The sequence below is a fragment of the Streptomyces sp. NPDC021012 genome (assembly GCF_044333355.1).
In the GTDB taxonomy this organism is placed as follows: domain Bacteria; phylum Actinomycetota; class Actinomycetes; order Streptomycetales; family Streptomycetaceae; genus Streptomyces.
The window spans coordinates 364,231-383,268 of record NZ_JBIRQU010000004.1 but is presented as its reverse complement, the minus strand read 5'-3'; the positions used below and the strand labels follow the sequence as shown (position 1 = coordinate 383,268).

The following is a 19,038-nucleotide window of genomic DNA, read 5'->3' as shown; positions in this document are numbered from 1 at the left end:
CCCGCCCCCGCACGCCCGCGTTCCGATAAGGCAGTCTTGTCCCGTGCCTGAACCCGTGAACGCCGCCCATCCGCATGCCGCGACCCTGAAGCGCCTCGAACAGTCGTCGGGGCGGCTCGCCGCCGGTGCCATCGCCCGCATGGACGAGACGCTCCCGTGGTACCGCGCGATGCCGCCCGAGAACCGGTCGTGGATCGGCCTGGTCGCCCAGGCCGGCATCGCCGCGTTCACCGAGTGGTTCCGGCACCCGGAGACCCCGCAGGCGATCTCCACCGACGTCTTCGGCACCGCCCCCCGCGAGCTGACCCGGGCGATCACCCTGCGCCAGACCGTGGAGATGGTCCGGACGACCATCGAGGTCATGGAGTCGGCGATCGACGAGGTCGCCGCCCCCGGCGACGAGTCCGTGCTCCGCGAGGCGCTCCTCGTCTACGCCCGGGAGATCGCCTTCGCCACCGCCCAGGTGTACGCGCAGGCCGCCGAGGCCCGGGGCGCCTGGGACGCGCGCCTGGAGTCGCTCGTCGTCAACGCGGTGCTCTCCGGCGAGGCCGACGAAGGCGCCGTCTCCCGGGCCGCCGCCCTCGGCTGGAACTCGCCCGAGCACGTGTGCGTCGTCCTCGGCACCGCCCCCGACGGGGACAGCGAGCTGACCGTGGAGGCGATCCGCCGGGCCGCCCGGCACGCCAAGCTCCAGGTCCTCACCGGCGTCCTCGGCACCCGGCTCGTCGTCATCGCCGGCGGCAACGACAACCCGCTGGCCGTCGCGAAGGCGCTGATCGGGCCGTACGCGGCCGGGCCCGTCGTCGCCGGGCCCGTCGTCCCCGACCTGCTCGCCGCGACCCGCTCCGCGCAGGCGGCGGCGGCCGGCCTCAAGGCCTGCTCGGCCTGGCAGGACGCCCCGCGCCCGGTTCTGGCGGACGATCTCCTCCCGGAGCGCGCCATCGCCTCCGACCCTTCGGCGCGTGAGCAGCTGGTGGAGGAGATCTACAGACCGCTGGAGGAGGCGGGCTCGGCGCTGCTCGAAACTCTCAGTGTCTATCTGGAGCAGGCGAGCAGCCTGGAAGGCGCGGCCCGCATGCTCTTCGTCCACCCGAACACCGTGCGCTACCGGCTTCGACGTGTGACCGACGTCACCGGATGGTCACCCTCCGATGTTCGCTCCGCGTTCACGCTGCGGATCGCCCTCATCCTGGGACGCTTGGCCGACGGAGATCAGCAGTCCTAGACTTTTGTCGAACACCAACAAATCCCCCGACGGTTCTTCGTCCTTGTCCCCACGGGCGCTCGGAGCCGTCCCCAAGAGAAGGTGTGAGGGTGCTCGTACTCGTCGCTCCCGGCCAAGGCGCCCAGACGCCCGGCTTCCTGACCCCCTGGCTCGAACTCCCCGGCGCCGCCGACCGCCTCGCGGCCTGGTCCGACGCGATCGGGCTCGACCTCGTCCACTACGGCACGAAGGCGGACGCGGACGAGATCCGTGACACCGCCGTGGCACAGCCCCTCCTCGTCGCCGCCGGCCTGCTGTCCGCGGCCGCGCTCGGTGACGTGACGCCCGGCGTCGTCGCCGGTCACAGCGTGGGCGAGTTCACCGCAGCCGCCTTCGCGGGCGTCCTCTCCGACGAGGCGGCGCTCCGTCTCGTCCGCACCCGTGGCCTCGCGATGGCCGAGGCCGCCGCGATCACCGCGACGGGCATGTCGGCACTGCTCGGCGGCGACCCCGAAGTCACCGTCCCGCACCTGGAGAAGCTCGGCCTGACCGCCGCCAACGTGAACGGCGCGGGCCAGATCGTGGCCGCCGGCACCCTGGAGCAGCTGGCCGCCCTGGAGGCGGACAAGCCCGAGGGCGTCCGCCGGGTCGTGGCGCTCAAGGTCGCCGGCGCCTTCCACACGCACCACATGGCCCCGGCCGTGGAGAAGCTGGCGGAGGCGGCGAAGGAGCTGTCCCCGGCCACTCCGGCCACCCGCTACGTCTCGAACAAGGACGGGCAGGTCGTCGCCGACGGCGCCGAGGTCGTGGCCCGCCTGGTCGGCCAGGTCGCGAACCCGGTCCGCTGGGACCTGTGCATGGAGACCTTCCAGTCCCTCGGCGCGACCGCGCTGATCGAGGTGTGCCCCGGCGGCACCCTGACCGGCATCGCCAAGCGGGCCCTGCCGGGCGTGGCCACCGTCGCGCTCAAGACTCCCGACGACCTCGACGCGGCCCGTACGCTCATCGCCGAGCACGCGGCCGTCTGACAAGGAGTGTCGAGAAACATGTCGAAGATCAAGCCCAGCAAGGGCGCCCCGTACGCACGGATCCTCGGTGTCGGCGGCTACCGCCCCACCCGGGTCGTGCCGAACGAGGTGATCCTCGAGAAGATCGACTCGTCCGACGAGTGGATCCGCTCCCGTTCCGGCATCGCCACCCGCCACTGGGCCTCCCCGGAGGAGACCGTCACCGCCATGTCGGTGGAGGCCTCCGGCAAGGCCATCGCCGACGCCGGGATCACCCCCGAGCAGATCGGCGCCGTGGTCGTCTCCACGGTCTCGCACTTCAAGCAGACCCCGGCCGTCGCCACCGAGATCGCCGACAAGATCGGCGCCGGCAAGCCGGCCGCGTTCGACATCTCCGCCGGCTGCGCGGGCTTCGGCTACGGCCTGACGCTCGCCAAGGGCATGATCGTCGAGGGTTCGGCGGAGTACGTCCTCGTCATCGGCGTGGAGCGGCTCAGCGACCTGACGGATCTGGAGGACCGCGCGACGGCCTTCCTGTTCGGCGACGGCGCCGGCGCCGTGGTCGTCGGCCCCTCGGACGAGCCGCACATCGGCCCCACCGTCTGGGGATCCGAGGGCGACAAGTCCGAGACGATCAAGCAGACCGTGCCGTGGAACGAGTTCCACGCCGGCGACGTCTCGAACCTCCCGCTCAACGAGCAGGGCGAGATCAAGTTCCCCGCCATCACGCAGGAGGGCCAGGCGGTCTTCCGCTGGGCCGTCTTCGAGATGGCGAAGGTCGCCCAGCAGGCGCTGGACCGCGCCGGCATCACGGCGGACGACCTGGACGTCTTCATCCCGCACCAGGCGAACATGCGGATCATCGACTCGATGGTGAAGACTCTGAAGCTGCCGGAGCACGTCACGGTCGCCCGTGACGTGGAGACCACCGGCAACACCTCGGCCGCCTCGATCCCGCTCGCGATGGAGCGGCTCCTGGCGACCGGGCAGGCGAAGAGCGGTGACACCGCGCTCGTCATCGGCTTCGGGGCGGGTCTCGTCTTCGCCGCGACGGTCGTTACTCTCCCCTAGGCACACCGGATTCCTCCGGAAGCCCCCTTTACCGAAGTAACCGCAAGAAGGAGCGCCACTATGGCTCACACCCAGGAAGAGATCGTCGAGGGCCTCGCCGAGATCGTCAACGAGATCGCCGGCATCCCGGTCGAGGACGTCCAGCTGGACAAGTCCTTCACCGACGACCTGGACGTCGACTCGCTGTCCATGGTCGAGGTCGTCGTCGCCGCCGAAGAGCGCTTCGACGTCAAGATCCCGGACGAGGACGTCAAGAACCTCAAGACCGTGGGCGACGCGGCCGGCTACATCCTGAAGCACCAGGACTGATTCGGTCCCCGCTGACTCGGTACGCCACCCGGCGGTGGCGCCGCATTCCGACCATCACACACATGGAGAACGAATTCCTGTGAGCTCGACCAATCGCACCGTGGTCGTCACCGGTATCGGCGCAACCACACCGCTGGGTGGCGACTCCGCGTCGACCTGGGAAGGTCTTCTCGCGGGGCGCTCCGGCGTCAAGCCCCTGGAGGGCGAGCGTTTCGCCGAACTTCCCGTCAAGATCGCGGCGCTCGCCGCGGTCGACCCCGGCGACGTGCTGCCCCGCCCGCTCGCCCGCAAGCTGGACCGCTCGGCGCAGTTCGCGCTGATCGCGGCCCGCGAGGCCTGGGCCGACGCGGGCTACACCGCCCCGGCCGGTGAGGACGAGACGATCGCGCCCGAGCGGCTCGGCTCCGTCATCGCCTCCGGCATCGGCGGTGTCACCACGCTGCTCGACCAGTACGACGTGCTCAAGGAGAAGGGCGTACGCCGCGTCTCCCCGCACACCGTGCCCATGCTCATGCCCAACAGCCCCTCCGCGAACGTGGGCCTGGAGGTGAACGCCCGGGCGGGCGTCCACACCCCCGTCTCCGCATGCGCGTCGGGTGCCGAGGCGATCGGCTACGCCGTCGAGATGATCCGTACCGGCCGTGCCGACGTGGTCGTCGCCGGTGGTACCGAGGCCGCGATCCACCCGCTGCCGATCGCCGCCTTCGCCAACATGATGGCGATGTCCAAGAGCAACGACGAGCCGACGAAGGCCTCGCGTCCCTACGACACCGGCCGCGACGGCTTCGTGCTCGGCGAGGGCGCGGGTGTCGTGATCCTGGAGTCCGAGGAGCACGCGAAGGCGCGCGGCGCCCGCATCTACTGCGAGGTGCTCGGCCAGGGCCTGTCGGCCGACAGCCACCACATCGCGCAGCCCGAGCCGACCGGCCGGGGCATCGCCGCCGCGATGCAGAACCTGCTGGACTCCACGGACCTCAAGCCGTCCGAGGTCGTCCACCTCAACGCGCACGCCACGTCGACGCCGCAGGGCGACGTCGCCGAGATCAAGGCGCTGCGGAAGGTCCTGGGCGACGACCTGGACCACGTCGCGATCTCCGCGACCAAGTCCATGACCGGTCACCTCCTCGGCGGCGCGGGCGGCATCGAGACCGTCGCGACGGTCCTCGCCCTCCACAACCGCCTGGCCCCGCCGACGATCAACGTCGACGAGCTGGACCCGGACGTCGACGCCGACATCGTCCGCGACGAGCCCCGCGAACTCCCCCAGGGCACGATCGCCGCGATCAACAACTCGTTCGGCTTCGGTGGCCACAACGTGGTCCTGGCGTTCCGCACCGTCTGACGCCCACCCGAACAGCAAGGCCCGCCCCCAGCACGGGGGCGGGCCTTCGCCGTACCCGCCGGACGGAGTCCGGCACAGCGCTCCGAAGCCCGCGAAGCGGTGCGAGGGGCGCACGAGGGAGGGGCCGACTCGTTCGGCTTCGGTGGCCACAACGTGGTCCTGGCGTTCCGCACCGTCTGACGCCCACCCGAACAGCAAGGCCCGCCCCCGGCACGGGGGCGGGCCTTCGCCGTGCATGCCTGGGAAGGGCGTCAGACGACCTGGTGGAGCCAGCGGACGGGGGCGCCTTCGCCGGCGTAGCGGAAGGGTTCGAGTTCGTCGTCCCAGGGCTTGCCGAGGAGTTTGGCGATCTCGGCTTCGAGTTGGGTCTCGCCCTGGGCGGAGCGGGCGAGGGCGGCGCGGAGGCGGTCCTCGGGGATGAGGATGTCGCCGTGCATGCCGGTGACGGCGTGGAAGATGCCCAGGTCGGGGGTGGCGCTGTAGCGCTCGCCCTCGGCGGTGGGGCAGGGTTCCGCGGTGACCTCGAAGCGGAGCATCTGCCAGCCGCGGAGCGCGGAGGCGAGTTTGGAGGCGGTGCCGGTCTGGCCCTGCCAGGAGAACTCGGCTCTCCAGGTGCCGGGGGACGCCGGCTGCCGGATCCAGTCGAGCTGGACCCTCGCACCGAGGACGCCCGCGACCGCCCATTCGACGTGCGGGCACAGCGCGCGCGGTGCGGAGTGTACGTACAGGACTCCACGTGTCGTCACCGGGACCTCCAGTGTGGGACGAGGTTCGCCTTGCCCAGCGGCCTCAGTAAACAGCATCAGGAGCAGAACATCGCAAACCCTCAAAAAGGGGACAGCTTGTGACGTGATGTAATTTACCGGAGCCGGTCGGCGAAGGCGCCTCTGGTTCGACGGGGGAAAAGCTACCGTGCCGCACCGTCATCGGTGTGACGTACGGTCGGTCCGGGGGCCGGGCAACACGAACCTTTCACCCGCCAGGACGCCGAAGGAGGGGCCGGGGATGCGCGGCCGAAGCCGATTCCGTACCGCTGTCGCCGCCGCGACGGCCGCCCTGCTGTGCGGCGGGGCGCTCTCCGGATGCACGGTCGGGGAGCCGGTGGCGACGACGCGACCGACACCGAAGCCGAGGCCGACGCCGCTCTGGGACGTCTCCCCCGCCTCCGTCGCGGCCGTCGGCGACTCCGTGACCCGCGCCTTCGACGCCTGTTCGGTCCTGTCGGACTGCCCCGAGGTCTCGTGGGCGACCGGGACGGACACCGCCGTGAACAGTCTGGCGCTGCGGCTGCTGGGCCCGGCGAAGGTGGCCACGCACAGCTGGAACCTGGCCAGGACGGGGGCGCGGATGGCGGAGCTGCCCGAGCAGATGGCCGGGGCGGCCGCCGAGAAGCCCGAGCTCGTGACGGTGATGATGGGGGCCAACGACGCCTGCCGGGCCACCCCGGACCAGATGACCCCGGTCGCCGAGTTCCGCGCCTCCTTCGAGAAGGCCCTCGCCCGGCTGCGGGCGGGCGCGCCGAAGGCGCAGGTGTACGTGGCGAGCGTGCCGGACCTGAAGCACCTGTGGTCGACGGGGCGGGTGAGCCCGATGGGGCGCCAGGTGTGGAAGCTGGGGATCTGCGGCGCGATGCTGGCGGACGCGGAGGACCTGGGCCCGGCGGCCGAGCGGCGGCGGGCGGCGGTGCGGGACCGGGTGGTGGCGTACAACGGGGTCCTGGCGGAGGTCTGCGCGAAGGACGCGCGCTGCCGGTACGACGGCGGGGCGGTCTTCGGCTTCCGCTTCGACGGCGGGCAGTTGAGCCCCTGGGACTGGTTCCATCCGAGCAGGGACGGGCAGGCGCGGCTCGCGGAGCTCGCGTACCGGCGGATCACGAAGGAGTGAGGGACCCCGGGGCGGTTGTCAGGTTCCGCCCCGGGGCCGGTCATGGGGGCCCTCAGGAGGTCAGACCTCCAGGGTGGCGGTCAGGCGCGCGTCCGTGAGGGAGTGCGCGGCGACGACCTCGTACTCCCCCTCGACGAGGGTCCAGTCGCGCTTCTCCTCGTCCCAGATCTCGAAGGCGCGGCGGGGCAGCGCGATCTCGGTCTCGACGGTCTCGCCGGGCGCTGCCTCGACGCTCGCGAAGCCGGCCAGCCAGCGGGCCGGACGCTCGACACCGTCGTTCACCGGGACCAGGTAGATCTGGACGGTCTCGCGGCCCGCGCGGTCGCCGGTGTTGGTGATCCGGACGGTGGCCGTGTCCGGGGTCGCGACCAGGGAGTCGTACGACCAGGTCGTGTAGCCGAGGCCGTGGCCGAAGGGGTACGCGGGGACGGCGCCGGCCTTGTCCCAGGCGCGGTAGCCGATGAAGACGCCCTCGGTGTAGTGCAGTTCGCCGTCCGCGGGGACGACCTCGGTGACGGGGGCGTCGGCGAGGGCGACGGGCCAGGTGGTGGGGAGGCGGCCGCCGGGCTCCTCGGCGCCGGTGAGGACGTCGGCGAGGGCGGCGCCGCCCTCCTGGCCGGGGAACCAGCTGAGCAGGACCGCGGCCACGTCCTCGCGCCAGGGCAGCTCGACCGGGGAGCCGGCGTTGACGACGACGACGGTGTTCGGGTTGGCGGCGGCGACGGCCCGTACGAGGTCGTCCTGGCGGCCGGGGAGGGCGAGGTCCTTGCGGTCGAAGCCCTCGGACTCGACGCGTTCGGTGGTGGCGACGACCACGACGGCGGTGTCGGCGGCGCGGGCGGCCTCGACGGCCTCGGCGATCAGTTCGTCGGGGTCACGGCGGGGAGCGAGGTGGACGAAGGAGAACATGACGGCCGGGAGCGGGGCCGCGAACTCCTTGTCCAGGGTGTGGAGCAGGGAGACCTCGACGGTCTCGCCCGCCGTGAGCGCGACCTTGGCGCGCTCGACCGGGGAGCCGAAGAAGGCCTCGAAGGGGTCGGTCTCGGGGCCCAGGACCTGGGTGCCCTCGTAGACGGTCTCGCCGTCGACGGAGAGCACGAAGGCGCCGAGGCCGCGGGTGCCGAAAGCGTGCTCGCCGGTCTCGCGCGGGGTGAAGGTGCCGACGACCTCGATGGAGGCGAGGGTCTCGTGGGTGACGCCCTCGGGGAGGTCGTCGCCGATCCACTGGACCTGGCCGTTGGGCAGGGAGCCCTCGCCGATGACGTTCCCGGCGGCGTCGCGGCAGCGGGCGCGGAGGGTGAAGCCCTGGTCGGCGGGGGCGAGTTCCTCGCTGGGGTCGGCGCCGATCGTGAAGGTGAGCGCGCCGTCGGGGAGCGCGGCGGTGAGGCCGTCGAGCGGGGAGACGACGTGGTCGGGGAAGACCTGGGCGGAGCCGCCGCCGAGGACGCGGGCGTCGCGGGCGGCGGCGCCGGAGAGCGCGACGGTGCCGCTCCTCAGGGGGAGCGCCCCCTCGTTCCGTACGAGGACGAAGCCGCGGCGGGCGATCTCGCGGGCGAGGGCGTCGCCGTCGAGGGCGGCGGGGTGCTCGGTGACGACCGGCGGGGCGCCTTCGAGGGCGCCGACGCGGGCGGCGAGCCGCAGGACGTTGCGCACGGCGGTGTCGACGGCGGACTCCTCGACCTCGCCGGCGCGGACGGCGGCGGCGAGGGCCGGGCCGTAGACGGTGCCGGGGCCGGGCATGGCGACGTCGAGGCCGCCCTCGATGTCGGCCTTGGTGGAGCGGGCGGCCATCCAGTCGGAGACGTTGTAGCCGTCGAAGCCCCATTCGCCGCGCAGGACCTCGTTCACGAGCTCGTGGTGCTCGGTCATGGTCACGCCGTTGACCTGGTTGTAGGCGGTCATGATGCCCCAGGGGCGGGCGTTCCTGACGATGGCCTCGAAGGGGGCGAGGTAGAGCTCGCGGAGCGGGCGCGGGGCGATCCGGTTGTCGACGGTGAAGCGGTCGGTCTCGGCGTCGTTGGCGACGAAGTGCTTGACGGTGGTGCCGACGCCGCCGTCCTGGACGCCCTGGACGTAGCCGCTGCCGATGGCGCCGGTGAGGTACGGGTCCTCGCTGTAGGCCTCGAAGTGGCGGCCGCCGAGCGGGGTGCGGTGCAGGTTGACCGTGGGCGCGAGGAGGACGTGGACGCCCTTGCGGCGGGCCTCCTGGGCGAGGAGGCGGCCGGCGCGGCGGGCGAGGGCGGGGTCCCAGGTGGCGGCGAGGGCGGTCGGGGACGGGAGCGCGACCGAGGGGTCGTCGGCGGTCCAGCGGACGCCCCGGACGCCGATGGGGCCGTCCGACATGACCAGGGACTTCAGGCCGATCTCCGGCAGGGCGGGCAGGGACCACATGTCCTGGCCCGCGAGCAGCCTGGTCTTGGCGTCCAGGTCGAGCTTGCCGAGCGCCGCCTCGACGACGGTGTTCCTCATGGTCTCCGCGCTGGCGTCCGCCATGGCCGTACCTCCTCGTTGACGTACCGATGACCCCCGACGCGCCCATCGTGCACCCACCTACCTGTAGATCGGTAGGTTACGTAACCATTCTGTTATTCGGAGGTCATGGCGAGGAGGTACCGTCCTGTCGGACGAACCCGAGGAAGGAGGCCACGGCGATGGTGCGGGCCAGGAGCGAGGAGCGGCGCGCGGACATCCTGCGCGCCACCCTCGAAGTGATCGCCGAGCGCGGCTACCGGGGCGCCTCGCTCGGCTCCGTCGCCGAGCGGGTCGGGCTGACCCAGCAGGGGCTGCTGCACTACTTCCCGACGAAGGAGGCGCTGCTCGTCGCCGTCCTGGAGGAGCGGGACCGCTGGGACACCAGCGGGGGCCGGGACCGCGAGGGCTGGCGGCTCGACCTCCTGGAGTCCCTCGTCGAGTACAACGCGATGCGGCCGGGCATCGTGCAGACCTTCTCCGCGCTGCTCGGCGAGAGCGTCACGGAGGGGCACCCGGCGCGGGAGTTCTTCACCGAGCGGTACGCGCAGGTCCGGGCCAACATGGCGGACGTCCTGCGCCTGGAGTTCGGCGAGCGGCTGCCCGGCGGCCTCACCCCGGAGCGGGCGGCCCCGCTGCTCACGGCGGTGATGGACGGCCTCCAGTACCAGTGGCTCCTGGACCCGGCGGCGGTGGACATGCCGGGCGCCTTCCGGGACTTCCTGCGACTCCTCGGCGGGGACGGCGCCCGCTAGCGGACGACCGCCGCCACGTCCTCGCCGAGCAGGGCCGGGTCCTCCGTCAGGAAGGCGTGGACGGCCTCCAGGACGGGGAGCTTCGCCGACGCCGTGGCCAGGGCGACGTCCTTCGCGGCGAGGGCGACGGGGAAGTACGAGCCGGTGGCGGTGGCCCGGCCGACGGCGCCCGCGAGGGGGCCCGCGCCGAGGGTGCGCAGCGCGAGCTCGCGGGGCAGGCCGAGCGCGCCCGCGAGCGTGAGGGCCTCGGCGACGAGGGCGACCCCGCCGATGGCGGCGTTGATGAGGACCAGCTTGAGGGCGGCGCCCGTGCCGGGCCCGCCGCAGGGCGTGACGGTCCCGAGCCGGTCGAGGACGGCGGCGACGGGCGCGGTGTCGCCGCCCGCGAGGATCATCAGCTCGCCGGCGGCGGCCCGGTCGACGCTGCCCATGACGGGCGCGTCGACGAGGGTGACCCCGGCGGGGAGCCGGGCGGCGAGGGCGGCGACGGCGTCCGGTCCGACCGTCGAGGTGTCGACCCAGTGGGTGCCGGGGCGCAGCGCCGGGAGCATCTCGTCGGCGACGGCGAGGGCGGCGGCCGGGTCCGCGAGCATCGTGACGACCACGTCGGCGCCCCGGACGGCCTCGGCGGGGCTCGCGGCGCGGACGGCGCCGTCGGCGACGAGGGCGTCGGCCTTGGCGGCCGTGCGGTTCCAGACGGTCAGGGGGTGTCCGGCGTCGAGCAGGCGGCGGGCCATGGGCAGGCCCATGGACCCGAGGCCGAGGAAGGCGATCTTCTGCGCGGCATTGTTCATGGGTTCGACGCTAGGACCGCCCGCGTCATGCGACAAGCGAATGTCTAGCATGGTTGCCATGCACAACCCTCATGGCTTGTACGAGGTGTTCCTCGCCGTCGCCCGCGCGGGCTCCTTCACCGCCGCCGCCCGCGTCCTCGGCTACACGCAGTCCGCGGTCTCGCGCCAGATCCAGTCCCTGGAGGACGAGGTCGGCGCCGAGCTCTTCGAGCGGCTGCCGCGCGGGGTGCGGCTGAGCGAGGCCGGCCGGGTCCTCGTTCCGCACGCGGAGGCGGTCCGGGACCGGCTGGCCGCCGCCCGGGCGGAGTTGGAGGCACTGCGCTCCCTGGACGGCGGACTGCTGCGCCTCGGCTCCTTCTCCAGCGCCACGGCGGCCCTGGTGCCGCGCGCGCAGGCCGTGTTCCGGGAGCGGCATCCGAGGGTGGCGGTCAGCCGGACGGAGGGGCCCTCCGTGAAGCACCTGCGCCTGATGGCCGCCGGGGAGGAGGACCTCGCGGTGGTCAGCCCGCCCCAGGACGCTCCCCCACCGCCGGGCGTGACGCTGCACCACCTCCTGGACGAGCCGATGCTGGTGGCCCTGGGCCAGGGGCACCCGTACGCGGGGCGGCGGGCCATGCGGCTCGCGGAGCTCGCCGACGAGGAGTGGATCGTCAGCAGCGAGCGCCTGGAGGACACCCTGTTCCGCCCGGCCGTCGCCTCGGGGTTCCGGCCGCGCACCGCGCTGCTCGTCCACGACTGGATCGCCAAGTTCGGCGCGGTCGCGGCGGGTCTCGGCGTCACGCTCGTACCGGCGCTCGCGGCGGCCTCGGTGCGCCCGGACGTCGTGCTCGTGACGATCCACCCGGAGGACGTCCCGTACCGCCCGATCTGCGCGGCCACCCCGCCGGCCCCCACGGTCGCGGCGGCCGCCTTCCTCACCGTGCTGCGCGAAACGGCACAGGAGCTAACAGACTCAACCCCGTATTGACCCTTACACGACCGCGCGAGAGGATGGCGGTCATGTTCGTCGCAGCCACCCAGTTCGCCCCGGTCGCCGGGGACATCGACGCCAACGTCCGTACGATCGCCGGTCTGGTCCGGGCCGCCGGGGCCGAGGGGGCCCGGGTCGTGGTCTTCGCCGAGCTCTCGCTCACCGGGTACGAGCCGTCCCTGATCCGCGACACGCCCTCCCTGGTCCTCACCGAGGACGACCCCCGCCTCGACCCCGTACGGGAGGCCTGCCGGGCCGTCGGCGCGGCGGCCGTCGTCAACGGGCCGGTGAGGAACGGCGGTTCGGGCGTCGGGCTCACCACGCTCGTGATCGGTCCGGACGGCTCGCTCCTCACCCGCTACGACAAGCAGAACCTGTACGGGGTCGAGGCGGAGGTCTTCGCGCCGGGCACCGCCGACGGGCGGTTCGCGCTCGACGGGGTCCGGTTCGCCCTGGCCACCTGCTACGACAACCGCTTCCCCGAGCTCGCCGAGCGCGCCGCGGCCGACGGCTGCCCGGTGTACCTGGCGAGCTCGGTGCTGGCGGCCGACAACGACTCCTTCGAGAAGGTGTATCCCGCACGGGCCCGGGACTTCGGCCTGTACGTGGTGCTCGGCAACGTCCTCGGACCCAACGAGGACGGCGTGGGCTGCGGCCGCGCCGGGGCCTGGGCCCCGGACGGCGGGCGGATCGCGGACGCGGGCTCCGAGGGGCCCGGCTTCGCCCTCGCCGAGGTGGGCTGAACGGACGGGAAGGGCCGGGCGGTCGTGGGACATACGACCGCCCGGCCCTCCGGGGAGGCCGTCACGGAACCCCCGGTCCGCGACGGCAGCCCGCCCCCGTTACGGGGCGCTCGTCCCCTTACGGGGCGCTCAGGCCCAGCGTGTAGGCGCCGGAGCCGCTGTACGCGTGGACCACGTACCGGTAGTAGCCCGCGGTGCCGTAGTAGCTGGTGTCCTCATCGGCGCCCGCCGTGCCGCCGACGGCCACGTCCGCCCAGGCCGACCCGTTCCACTTCTGCAGGTACAGGTCGAAGTCGGCGCCGGCCGGGCCGCGCAGGCAGCCCACGTGGGTGCCGGAGGTCGCCGAGTAGTAGTACGAGCCGTCCGGCTGGGCCTGGGCCTGACCGGAGGCCAGGGTGCCCTGGTACGTGTACTCGGTGCTGTCGCAGCCGGTGGGCGGGGTCGTGCCGCCGACCGACAGCTGGTAGGTGACCGTGTGCGTGGCGGAGCCCGTACCGGTGACGGTGATCGGGTACGTGCCGTTGGCGGTGCCCGCCGCGACCTGGACGGTCATCGTGGACGAGGAGCCGGAGGTCACCGAGGCGGGGCTGAAGGAGACGGTGACCCCGCTCGGGGCGCCGCTCGCGGAGAGCTGCACGGTCTGCGCGCTGCCGCCGGTGGTGGAGGTGTTCACCGTGGAGGTGACGGAGGCACCCGGCTGGACCGAGCCCGAGGACGGGTTCAGGGCGAGCGAGAAGTCCGGGGTGGTGGTGCCGCCGCAGTCGGTCTCACCGGACTGGGCGGGCACGCCGACCGCGCTCCAGGCCGCCTTCACGGCGTTGCACTCGGCGCTGCCGTAGGTGTTCTTGGCGCTGCTCAGGGTCGCCCTGCGGGCGGCGGGGTGGTTCCAGGAGGAGGTCTTCATGAGCAGGGCGCCCATGAAGATCTTGCCGGCCTTCTGGATGCCGATGCCGGTCACGGAGGAGGGACCGCCGGAACATATCGGGCTGCTGGGCTTGCCGCCGCCCGGGTTGGAGCCCTCGGCGAGCAGGTAGAACCAGTGGTTCTGCGGTCCGGCCGCCGCGTGCACCTCGGTGCCCGAGGTCAACTGGGTGTAGCAGTTGGGGTCGTTGTTGGCGAGCGAGGGGTTGTACATGTAGCGGATCGGCTTGCCGTCGCCGAAGAAGTTGACCTTCTCGCCCACGGTGTAGTCCGGGGTGTCGTTCGGGTTGTTCGCGAAGGCCTCGGTGAGCGCGCCGAAGATGTCGCCGGTCGACTCGTTCATCCCGCCGTTCTCGTTGGACGAGCCGGAGCTGCCGGGGGTCTTGTCGAAGATCTCGTGGCCGTACTCGTGGGCGACGACGTCGATGCCGGTGAGCTGGTTCGCGTTCTGCTGGTTGTGGCCGAACGTGGTCTTGGTGCCGTCGTAGTAGGCGTTGACGTCGCCGAGGCCCGCCTGGGCCGGGACCATGCCGCCCTGCCCGTTCTGGCCGTTGTAGCCGAACCACTGCTTGAGCATGTCGTACTCGCGCTGGGCCGTGTACATGATGTCGACGCAGGCCGTCACCAGGTCGTTGGCGCCGCCGTTGCCCCACGGCGAGGAGCCCGTGTAGGTGCCGCCGTTCTGGCCGCCGCAGCGCAGGCCGGAGCGGTTCGGGTCGGTCATCGAGGTGGCGGCGGTGTCGATGGTGACGTTGCCGTTGTGGTAGCCGCGGCCGTCGGCGTCCGCGATCTTGTCGGTGGCGCGGGCGACGGTCCCGGTACGGGCGTCGACGAAGGTGTCCAGGGAGCTCGGGGCGTCCTTCGCGGTCCGGCCGATGACCAGGGTGTGCCAGGTCAGGACGGCCTTGCCGCCCTTGAGGAGCACGGTCAGCTCCGGGGCGCTCGCGCTCTCGACCGAGGCCAGCTGCCCGCGGGCGGTGGCGAGGGCCGCGTCGGCCGTCACCTTCGCCTTCGTGGAGACCCTGATGGCCGGGGCCGGCGCGCCGGTGACCTCGCGGACCTTGCCGGAGCTGTCGGAGACGACGACCGCGTCGCCGCCGACGACCGGGAGGCCGCGGTAGGTGCGCTCGTACGAGGCGTAGTACAGGCCGTTCGCCCAGGGGGTGACGGACGTCCGGACGAGGTCCTCGTCGGCGCCGTGCCGCAGCTCGTCGAGACCGCTGCTCGCGGCCTGGTCGGCGGCGGCGAGGGCGAGCGCCTTGCCGTGGCCCGGGGGTACGGGCTGCGCCTGCGGGGTCGCCGCGGTCGCCGGTCCGACGAGTGCGGTCGCGAGGCTCGCCGAGAGCGCCAGGGCGGCCACGGCCGCCGTGAGTCTGGTCGGGTGCAACGTCGTGCTCCGTTCAAGGGTGGGGGAGACGGATCATCGCGCCGAGTATGGACGTGGACATGGCGAGTTCGGGACATCTCACGCGGCATAAGACGCGGGTTATGGTGCAGACCAGGCACCGCTGCGTACGCTGCTGAAATGCAGCTGGAGTTGAGGCATCTTGAGGCCGTCTGCCGGATAGCGGAGGCGGGCAGCCTGGGGCGGGCCGCAGGACGGCTCGGGGTCTCGCAGCCGGCCCTCTCCGCGCAGCTCCGCCGCATCGAGCGGGTCGCGGGCGGGGAGCTCTTCCTGCGCGGCCGGCACGGCGTGGAGCCCACCCCGCTGGGCGAGTTCGTCCTCTCCAAGGCGCGGCTCGTGCTCGGCGAGATGGACGCGCTGGCCGCCGGCGCGCGGGCCGTCGCCCCGCACACCCCGCTGCGCCTCGGCTGCATCCTGCTGGTCCTCGTCGACCGGCTGCTCGGGGAGCTGGAGGAGGTCATGGCGGGCCGGGAGTTCTCCGTGACCGTGGAGCACTCGGCGACGACGCTGACCCGGCAGCTCGGCGCGGGACGGTACGACGCCGTGCTGTACGGGGAGGTCAACGACCACGAGGTGCCGCTGCCGGAGGGCACGACCGCCCGCACGCTCGTCCCCAAGGAGCCCTTCTGCGTGCGGCTCTCGGCGGCGCACCCGCTGGCGGCCCGGGAGCGCGTCCCGCTCGCCGAGCTCGCGGGCGAGTCCTGGATGACGCTGGTGGAGGACGACGACGGCGGCCCCGAGGCGCTGGTCGCGGCCTGCGAGAAGGCCGGTTTCACCCCCTCGCTGCGGCACCGGGTCGCCGACCGCAAGATGCACTACGACCTGATCGCGGCGGGCCGGGCGGTCTCGATGAGCCAGCCGACGGCCCCGGCGGCGGAGGGCACGGTCCTCCGCCCCCTGGAGGGCGACCCGGTGACGGGCCGGATCCGGCTCGCCTGGAACAGGGCCGCGGTCCCCGCCCCGCAGGCGGAGCTGCTGTACGGGGCGGCGGCCCGCGCCTATCTGGCGAACGTCGACAACAACGCCTTCCACCGGGCCTGGTGGGACGCCCGGCCGGAACTGCACCCGGCCCTGGAGGGCTGACGGGCCCTACCAGGACAGGCGGGGCGCTTCCCGGCCCTCCTCCTGGAAGTCCTGGGAGTCCTGGGAGCCCTCGGTGTCCTCGGCGTCCTCGTCCCCGGACGTCTCGCCGCGCAGGTCGCGGGCGAGCAGGGTGGCTCCGGCGACCGCTCCCGGCATGAGGAAGACGGCGACGAAGGGCACCAGGAAGGCGAGCGTCAGCGGCACGCCGAAGCCCAGGGCGGCCGTCCGGCGCCCGCGGAGCAGCCGCAGCCGCTCCTTCACCTCGACGCCCCGGCGCTGGAGCGCGACGGAGGTCAGCTCCTCGGTGAGGAAGAAACCGGAGACGCAGAAGCCGATGGCGGGCACGACGGTCTGGCCGACGACGGGGATGAACCCGCAGGCGAAGAGCAGCACGCCGTAGAACGCGACCCGCACCAGGATCCGCAGGCTGTCCCGGGCCGAGATCCACAGGTCGCGCCAGAGCGGCAGGCCCGATTCGGGGACCTCGCCGCCCTCGCTCCGGTCGACCTCCTCGGAGAGCGACTCGTAGAAGGGCTGGCCGACGAGGAGGGTGACGGCGGTGAAGGTGATGACCGCGAGGAAGAGCCCGAAGGCGAAGACCAGCGCCGTCAGGGTGCCGCGGAAGACGCCGAGCCAGGGCGAGCCCCAGTCGTCGGCGAACGGCGTCGCCCACGCGGCCAGGTCGTCGGCTCCGTAACCGAGGCCGACGAGCGCCCCCGTGTACAGGACGAGTGTCACGAGCCCGGGCAGCAGCCCGATGCCCAGCTGGCGCCCGCGCGTGCCGACCCACTTCTGGCCCTGCAGCAGATATCTGAAACCCACCCCGAGATCACGCATGGAGGTCACCCTAACCGCCGGTCGCGCGGAAGGACTCCAGGGCCTTGTCGAAGCGGATGCGGTCCTCTTCGGAGCGGCCCACCGGGGCGGACACCCACACGTCGTACAGCGTCCCGTCCTTCTCCCAGCAGACGTCGATGGTGTGCCGGGGGCCCTCGGCGCCGGTGAAGCCGTTCCAGGTGAACTCCCAGCGGGCGGCGGGCAGTCCCTTGTGCGTCGTCTCCTGGACCAGGGAGTCGCGGTACCCCGGGTTGGTCGCCGGGCCGTTCTCGTCGGAGGCGCGCATCACCCCGATCGCCCCGCCGGGCGGGATCGGCCGGATCCTCACCCCGACCCGTACGGCCCCGTCCGGCGAGGTGTAGAACACCCGCTCGCCGTCGGTCGAGCGGATCGCCCCGTAGGGGACCGCCAAGGTGAATCCGCGTTCGTCGGTGACCTCCTCGGACGGGTACCGGTCCGTCTCGGAGTCGGGAACGGTGCCGGCCGGCTGGGCGGAGGCGGAGGGCGGGGCGGAGGCGGAGGTCGTGGGGGGCGGGGTGGTCGCGGCCGGGGCGGAGGCCGTACCGGACGGCCGCCCCGCCGCCCCGGCCGGCGGCTCGTCCTTCATCGCGACCAGCACCGCCACCGTCGCCGCCGCGGCGCAGACCGCGACGGCGGCGGCCACGAACGGCAGCGCCTTCGGTCTCCGGCTCCCGCTCCCCCGGCCGCCGGTGGCCGCGTCCGGGACGGCGGCCGGAACCGCCGGGTCCGGAGCCGTGGGCCGGTCCCGTACCACCGTCGCGGTGGCCGGTGCGGCGGCCTCGCGCAGGGTCGGGGCGGGGACCGGCGGCGCCGGTTCCTCCCCCGCGGCACAGGCGGCGAGCAGCCGACGGGCCTCGGCGGCGCCCAGGCGCAGGGCCGGGTCCCGTTCGAGGAGGCCCTGGACGACGGGGACGAGCGGCCCCATCCGTTCGGACGGTCGGATCTCCTCGTACACGATCGCGTGCAGGACCGCGCCGATCGAGTCCCGGCGGAACGGCGAGGTGCCCGTCGCCGCCGCGCAGAGCAGCGCGCCGAGCGACCACAGGTCGGAGGCGGGTCCCGCGTCGCCGCCCTGCATCCGCTCCGGCGCCGTGTACTCCGGGGTGCCGATGAAGACCCCGGTCCGGCTGAGCGTCGAGGCCCCGGGGAGGCTGGCGATGCCGAAGTCGGTGAGCACCGCCCTGCCGGTGCCCTTCTCCAGGAGGACGTTGGCGGGTTTCACGTCCCGGTGCAGCACGTCGCGGGCGTGGGCGGCGGACAGCGCGTCGAGCAGGTCGAGCCCGAGCCGCGCGGTCTCGCACGGGGACAGGACCTCGCCGGCGGCCAGCCGGTCGGCGAGCGAGCCGCCGTCGACGAGCTCCATCACCAGGGCGGGCCGTCCCTCGTGCTCGACGACGTCGTGGACGACGATCACGTGCGGGTGGCGGACCTGGGCGACGACCCGGGCCTCCCGCAGGGCGCTCTCCGGGTCGGCGCCGGATTCGAGCGCGAGCGTCTTGACGGCGACCGGGCGCCCGAGGAGCTCGTCGGTGGCCCGCCGGACGACGCCCATGCCGCCCTGGCCGAGCCGCTCGCCGAGGCGGTACCGCCCTCCGATCAGCTCGCGATCGGCCTGTTCCGGCCCGTTGTACGACACCACTCGCTCCCCCCGTCCGCCGTCCGCCGGACACGGACATGATGCCGCAGCGCGTCCCGACACGGCGAGGGCCGCACCCCCTGTCGGTGGGGTGCGGCCCTCGCTTCGCGCGTGTCCGGAATCAGACGGCGAGCTCGACCGTGATGTTGCCGCGGGTCGCCTTGGAGTACGGGCAGACCTGGTGCGCCTTCTCGATCAGGCTCTTGGCGGTCTCGGCGTCCACGTTCGGGATGGTCGCCGAGATCTTGACGATGATGCCGAAGCCGTCGTCGTTCTTGCCGATGCCGACCTCGGCGGTGACCGTCGAGCCGGAGACGTCGGCGTTCTCGTTGCGGGCGACGACGCCGAGCGCGCCCTGGAAGCAGGCGCTGTAGCCGGCCGCGAAGAGCTGCTCGGGGTTGGTGCCCGCGCCGGAGCCGCCCATGGCCTTGGGCGGGTTCACGACGACGTCGAGCTGACCGTCGTCGGTGGCGACGCGGCCGTCACGGCCGTTCTCGGCGGTGGCGACGGCGGTGTAGAGGACGTCGGACTGCTGGATCGACATGCTGGTGTCTTCCTTGTTCGTTCCGCCGACGACTCGCGCCCAC

At 73.1% G+C, this 19,038-nt stretch carries 17 protein-coding genes; 10 read left to right on the top strand and 7 right to left on the bottom strand.

Going from position 1 to position 19,038, the window contains the following annotated elements; genetic code table 11:
• Window positions 1–43: 43 nt before the first annotated feature.
• The 5 genes from fasR to fabF all read left to right on the top strand — a co-directional run bounded on the left by fasR (window position 44) and on the right by fabF (window position 4,933).
• Complete coding sequence (gene fasR / locus ACH4TP_RS15915; RefSeq protein ID WP_389238822.1) at window positions 44–1,225, top strand: fatty acid biosynthesis transcriptional regulator FasR; 1,182 nt, start codon at window positions 44–46, stop codon at window positions 1,223–1,225.
• An 89-nt stretch (window positions 1,226–1,314) separates the two neighbouring features.
• Window positions 1,315–2,232 (top strand): ACP S-malonyltransferase, encoded by a 918-nt coding sequence (locus ACH4TP_RS15910; protein ID WP_398178255.1) that lies wholly within the window; start codon window positions 1,315–1,317, stop codon window positions 2,230–2,232.
• A gap of 18 nt (window positions 2,233–2,250) precedes the next feature.
• Window positions 2,251–3,282 (top strand): ketoacyl-ACP synthase III, encoded by a 1,032-nt coding sequence (locus ACH4TP_RS15905; RefSeq protein ID WP_389238826.1) that lies wholly within the window; start codon window positions 2,251–2,253, stop codon window positions 3,280–3,282.
• Window positions 3,283–3,342: 60 nt separating this feature from the next.
• Entirely contained in the window at window positions 3,343–3,591 is a 249-nt protein-coding gene (locus ACH4TP_RS15900) for an acyl carrier protein (RefSeq protein ID WP_389238828.1), read from the top strand.
• Window positions 3,592–3,670: 79 nt separating this feature from the next.
• A complete protein-coding gene (gene fabF / locus ACH4TP_RS15895; protein WP_389238830.1) occupies window positions 3,671–4,933 on the top strand; it encodes a beta-ketoacyl-ACP synthase II in 1,263 nt (420 codons plus the stop codon).
• A gap of 251 nt (window positions 4,934–5,184) precedes the next feature.
• On the opposite strand, the gene ACH4TP_RS15890 is transcribed toward fabF, so the two are convergent.
• Window positions 5,185–5,679, bottom strand: coding sequence for a DUF3145 domain-containing protein (locus tag ACH4TP_RS15890; RefSeq protein WP_041129084.1), 495 nt, complete (start codon window positions 5,677–5,679; stop codon window positions 5,185–5,187).
• Window positions 5,680–5,938: 259 nt separating this feature from the next.
• On the opposite strand from ACH4TP_RS15890, the gene ACH4TP_RS15885 reads away from it, so the two are divergent.
• Entirely contained in the window at window positions 5,939–6,817 is an 879-nt protein-coding gene (locus ACH4TP_RS15885; RefSeq protein ID WP_398178260.1) for an SGNH/GDSL hydrolase family protein, read from the top strand.
• A 60-nt stretch (window positions 6,818–6,877) separates the two neighbouring features.
• Here ACH4TP_RS15885 and ACH4TP_RS15880 read toward each other — a convergent pair whose 3' ends face one another.
• Window positions 6,878–9,310: a glycoside hydrolase family 3 protein gene (locus ACH4TP_RS15880; protein WP_398438197.1), complete on the bottom strand. Its 2,433-nt coding sequence runs from the start codon at window positions 9,308–9,310 to the stop codon at window positions 6,878–6,880.
• 158 nt (window positions 9,311–9,468) lie between these two features.
• On the opposite strand from ACH4TP_RS15880, the gene ACH4TP_RS15875 reads away from it, so the two are divergent.
• Window positions 9,469–10,041 carry a TetR/AcrR family transcriptional regulator gene (locus ACH4TP_RS15875; RefSeq protein ID WP_389238836.1) on the top strand — a complete coding sequence of 191 codons (573 nt, stop codon included), beginning with the start codon at window positions 9,469–9,471 and terminating at the stop codon, window positions 10,039–10,041.
• On the opposite strand, the gene ACH4TP_RS15870 is transcribed toward ACH4TP_RS15875, so the two are convergent.
• On the bottom strand, window positions 10,038–10,835 hold the full coding sequence (locus tag ACH4TP_RS15870) for an NAD(P)-dependent oxidoreductase (RefSeq protein ID WP_398438195.1): 798 nt from the start codon (window positions 10,833–10,835) through the stop codon (window positions 10,038–10,040). The genes ACH4TP_RS15875 and ACH4TP_RS15870 overlap by 4 nt on opposite strands.
• 58 nt (window positions 10,836–10,893) lie before the next feature.
• On the opposite strand from ACH4TP_RS15870, the gene ACH4TP_RS15865 reads away from it, so the two are divergent.
• Complete coding sequence (locus ACH4TP_RS15865; RefSeq protein WP_398438193.1) at window positions 10,894–11,802, top strand: LysR family transcriptional regulator; 909 nt, start codon at window positions 10,894–10,896, stop codon at window positions 11,800–11,802.
• Between the two features lie 32 nt (window positions 11,803–11,834).
• On the top strand, window positions 11,835–12,548 hold the full coding sequence (locus tag ACH4TP_RS15860) for a carbon-nitrogen hydrolase family protein (protein ID WP_398438191.1): 714 nt from the start codon (window positions 11,835–11,837) through the stop codon (window positions 12,546–12,548).
• A gap of 118 nt (window positions 12,549–12,666) precedes the next feature.
• On the opposite strand, the gene ACH4TP_RS15855 is transcribed toward ACH4TP_RS15860, so the two are convergent.
• Entirely contained in the window at window positions 12,667–14,856 is a 2,190-nt protein-coding gene (locus ACH4TP_RS15855) for a M4 family metallopeptidase (RefSeq protein WP_398438189.1), read from the bottom strand.
• 138 nt (window positions 14,857–14,994) lie between these two features.
• On the opposite strand from ACH4TP_RS15855, the gene ACH4TP_RS15850 reads away from it, so the two are divergent.
• Entirely contained in the window at window positions 14,995–15,957 is a 963-nt protein-coding gene (locus ACH4TP_RS15850) for a LysR family transcriptional regulator (protein WP_389238846.1), read from the top strand.
• Window positions 15,958–15,963: 6 nt separating this feature from the next.
• Here ACH4TP_RS15850 and ACH4TP_RS15845 read toward each other — a convergent pair whose 3' ends face one another.
• The 3 genes from ACH4TP_RS15845 to ACH4TP_RS15835 form a co-directional block, all read right to left on the bottom strand.
• Window positions 15,964–16,794 carry an EI24 domain-containing protein gene (locus ACH4TP_RS15845; RefSeq protein ID WP_398438187.1) on the bottom strand — a complete coding sequence of 277 codons (831 nt, stop codon included), beginning with the start codon at window positions 16,792–16,794 and terminating at the stop codon, window positions 15,964–15,966.
• Between the two features lie 10 nt (window positions 16,795–16,804).
• Entirely contained in the window at window positions 16,805–18,451 is a 1,647-nt protein-coding gene (locus ACH4TP_RS15840) for a serine/threonine-protein kinase (RefSeq protein WP_398438185.1), read from the bottom strand.
• Window positions 18,452–18,572: 121 nt separating this feature from the next.
• Window positions 18,573–18,995, bottom strand: a complete 423-nt coding sequence (locus tag ACH4TP_RS15835; protein WP_086831271.1) for an organic hydroperoxide resistance protein — start codon at window positions 18,993–18,995, stop codon at window positions 18,573–18,575.
• Window positions 18,996–19,038: the final 43 nt, after the last annotated feature.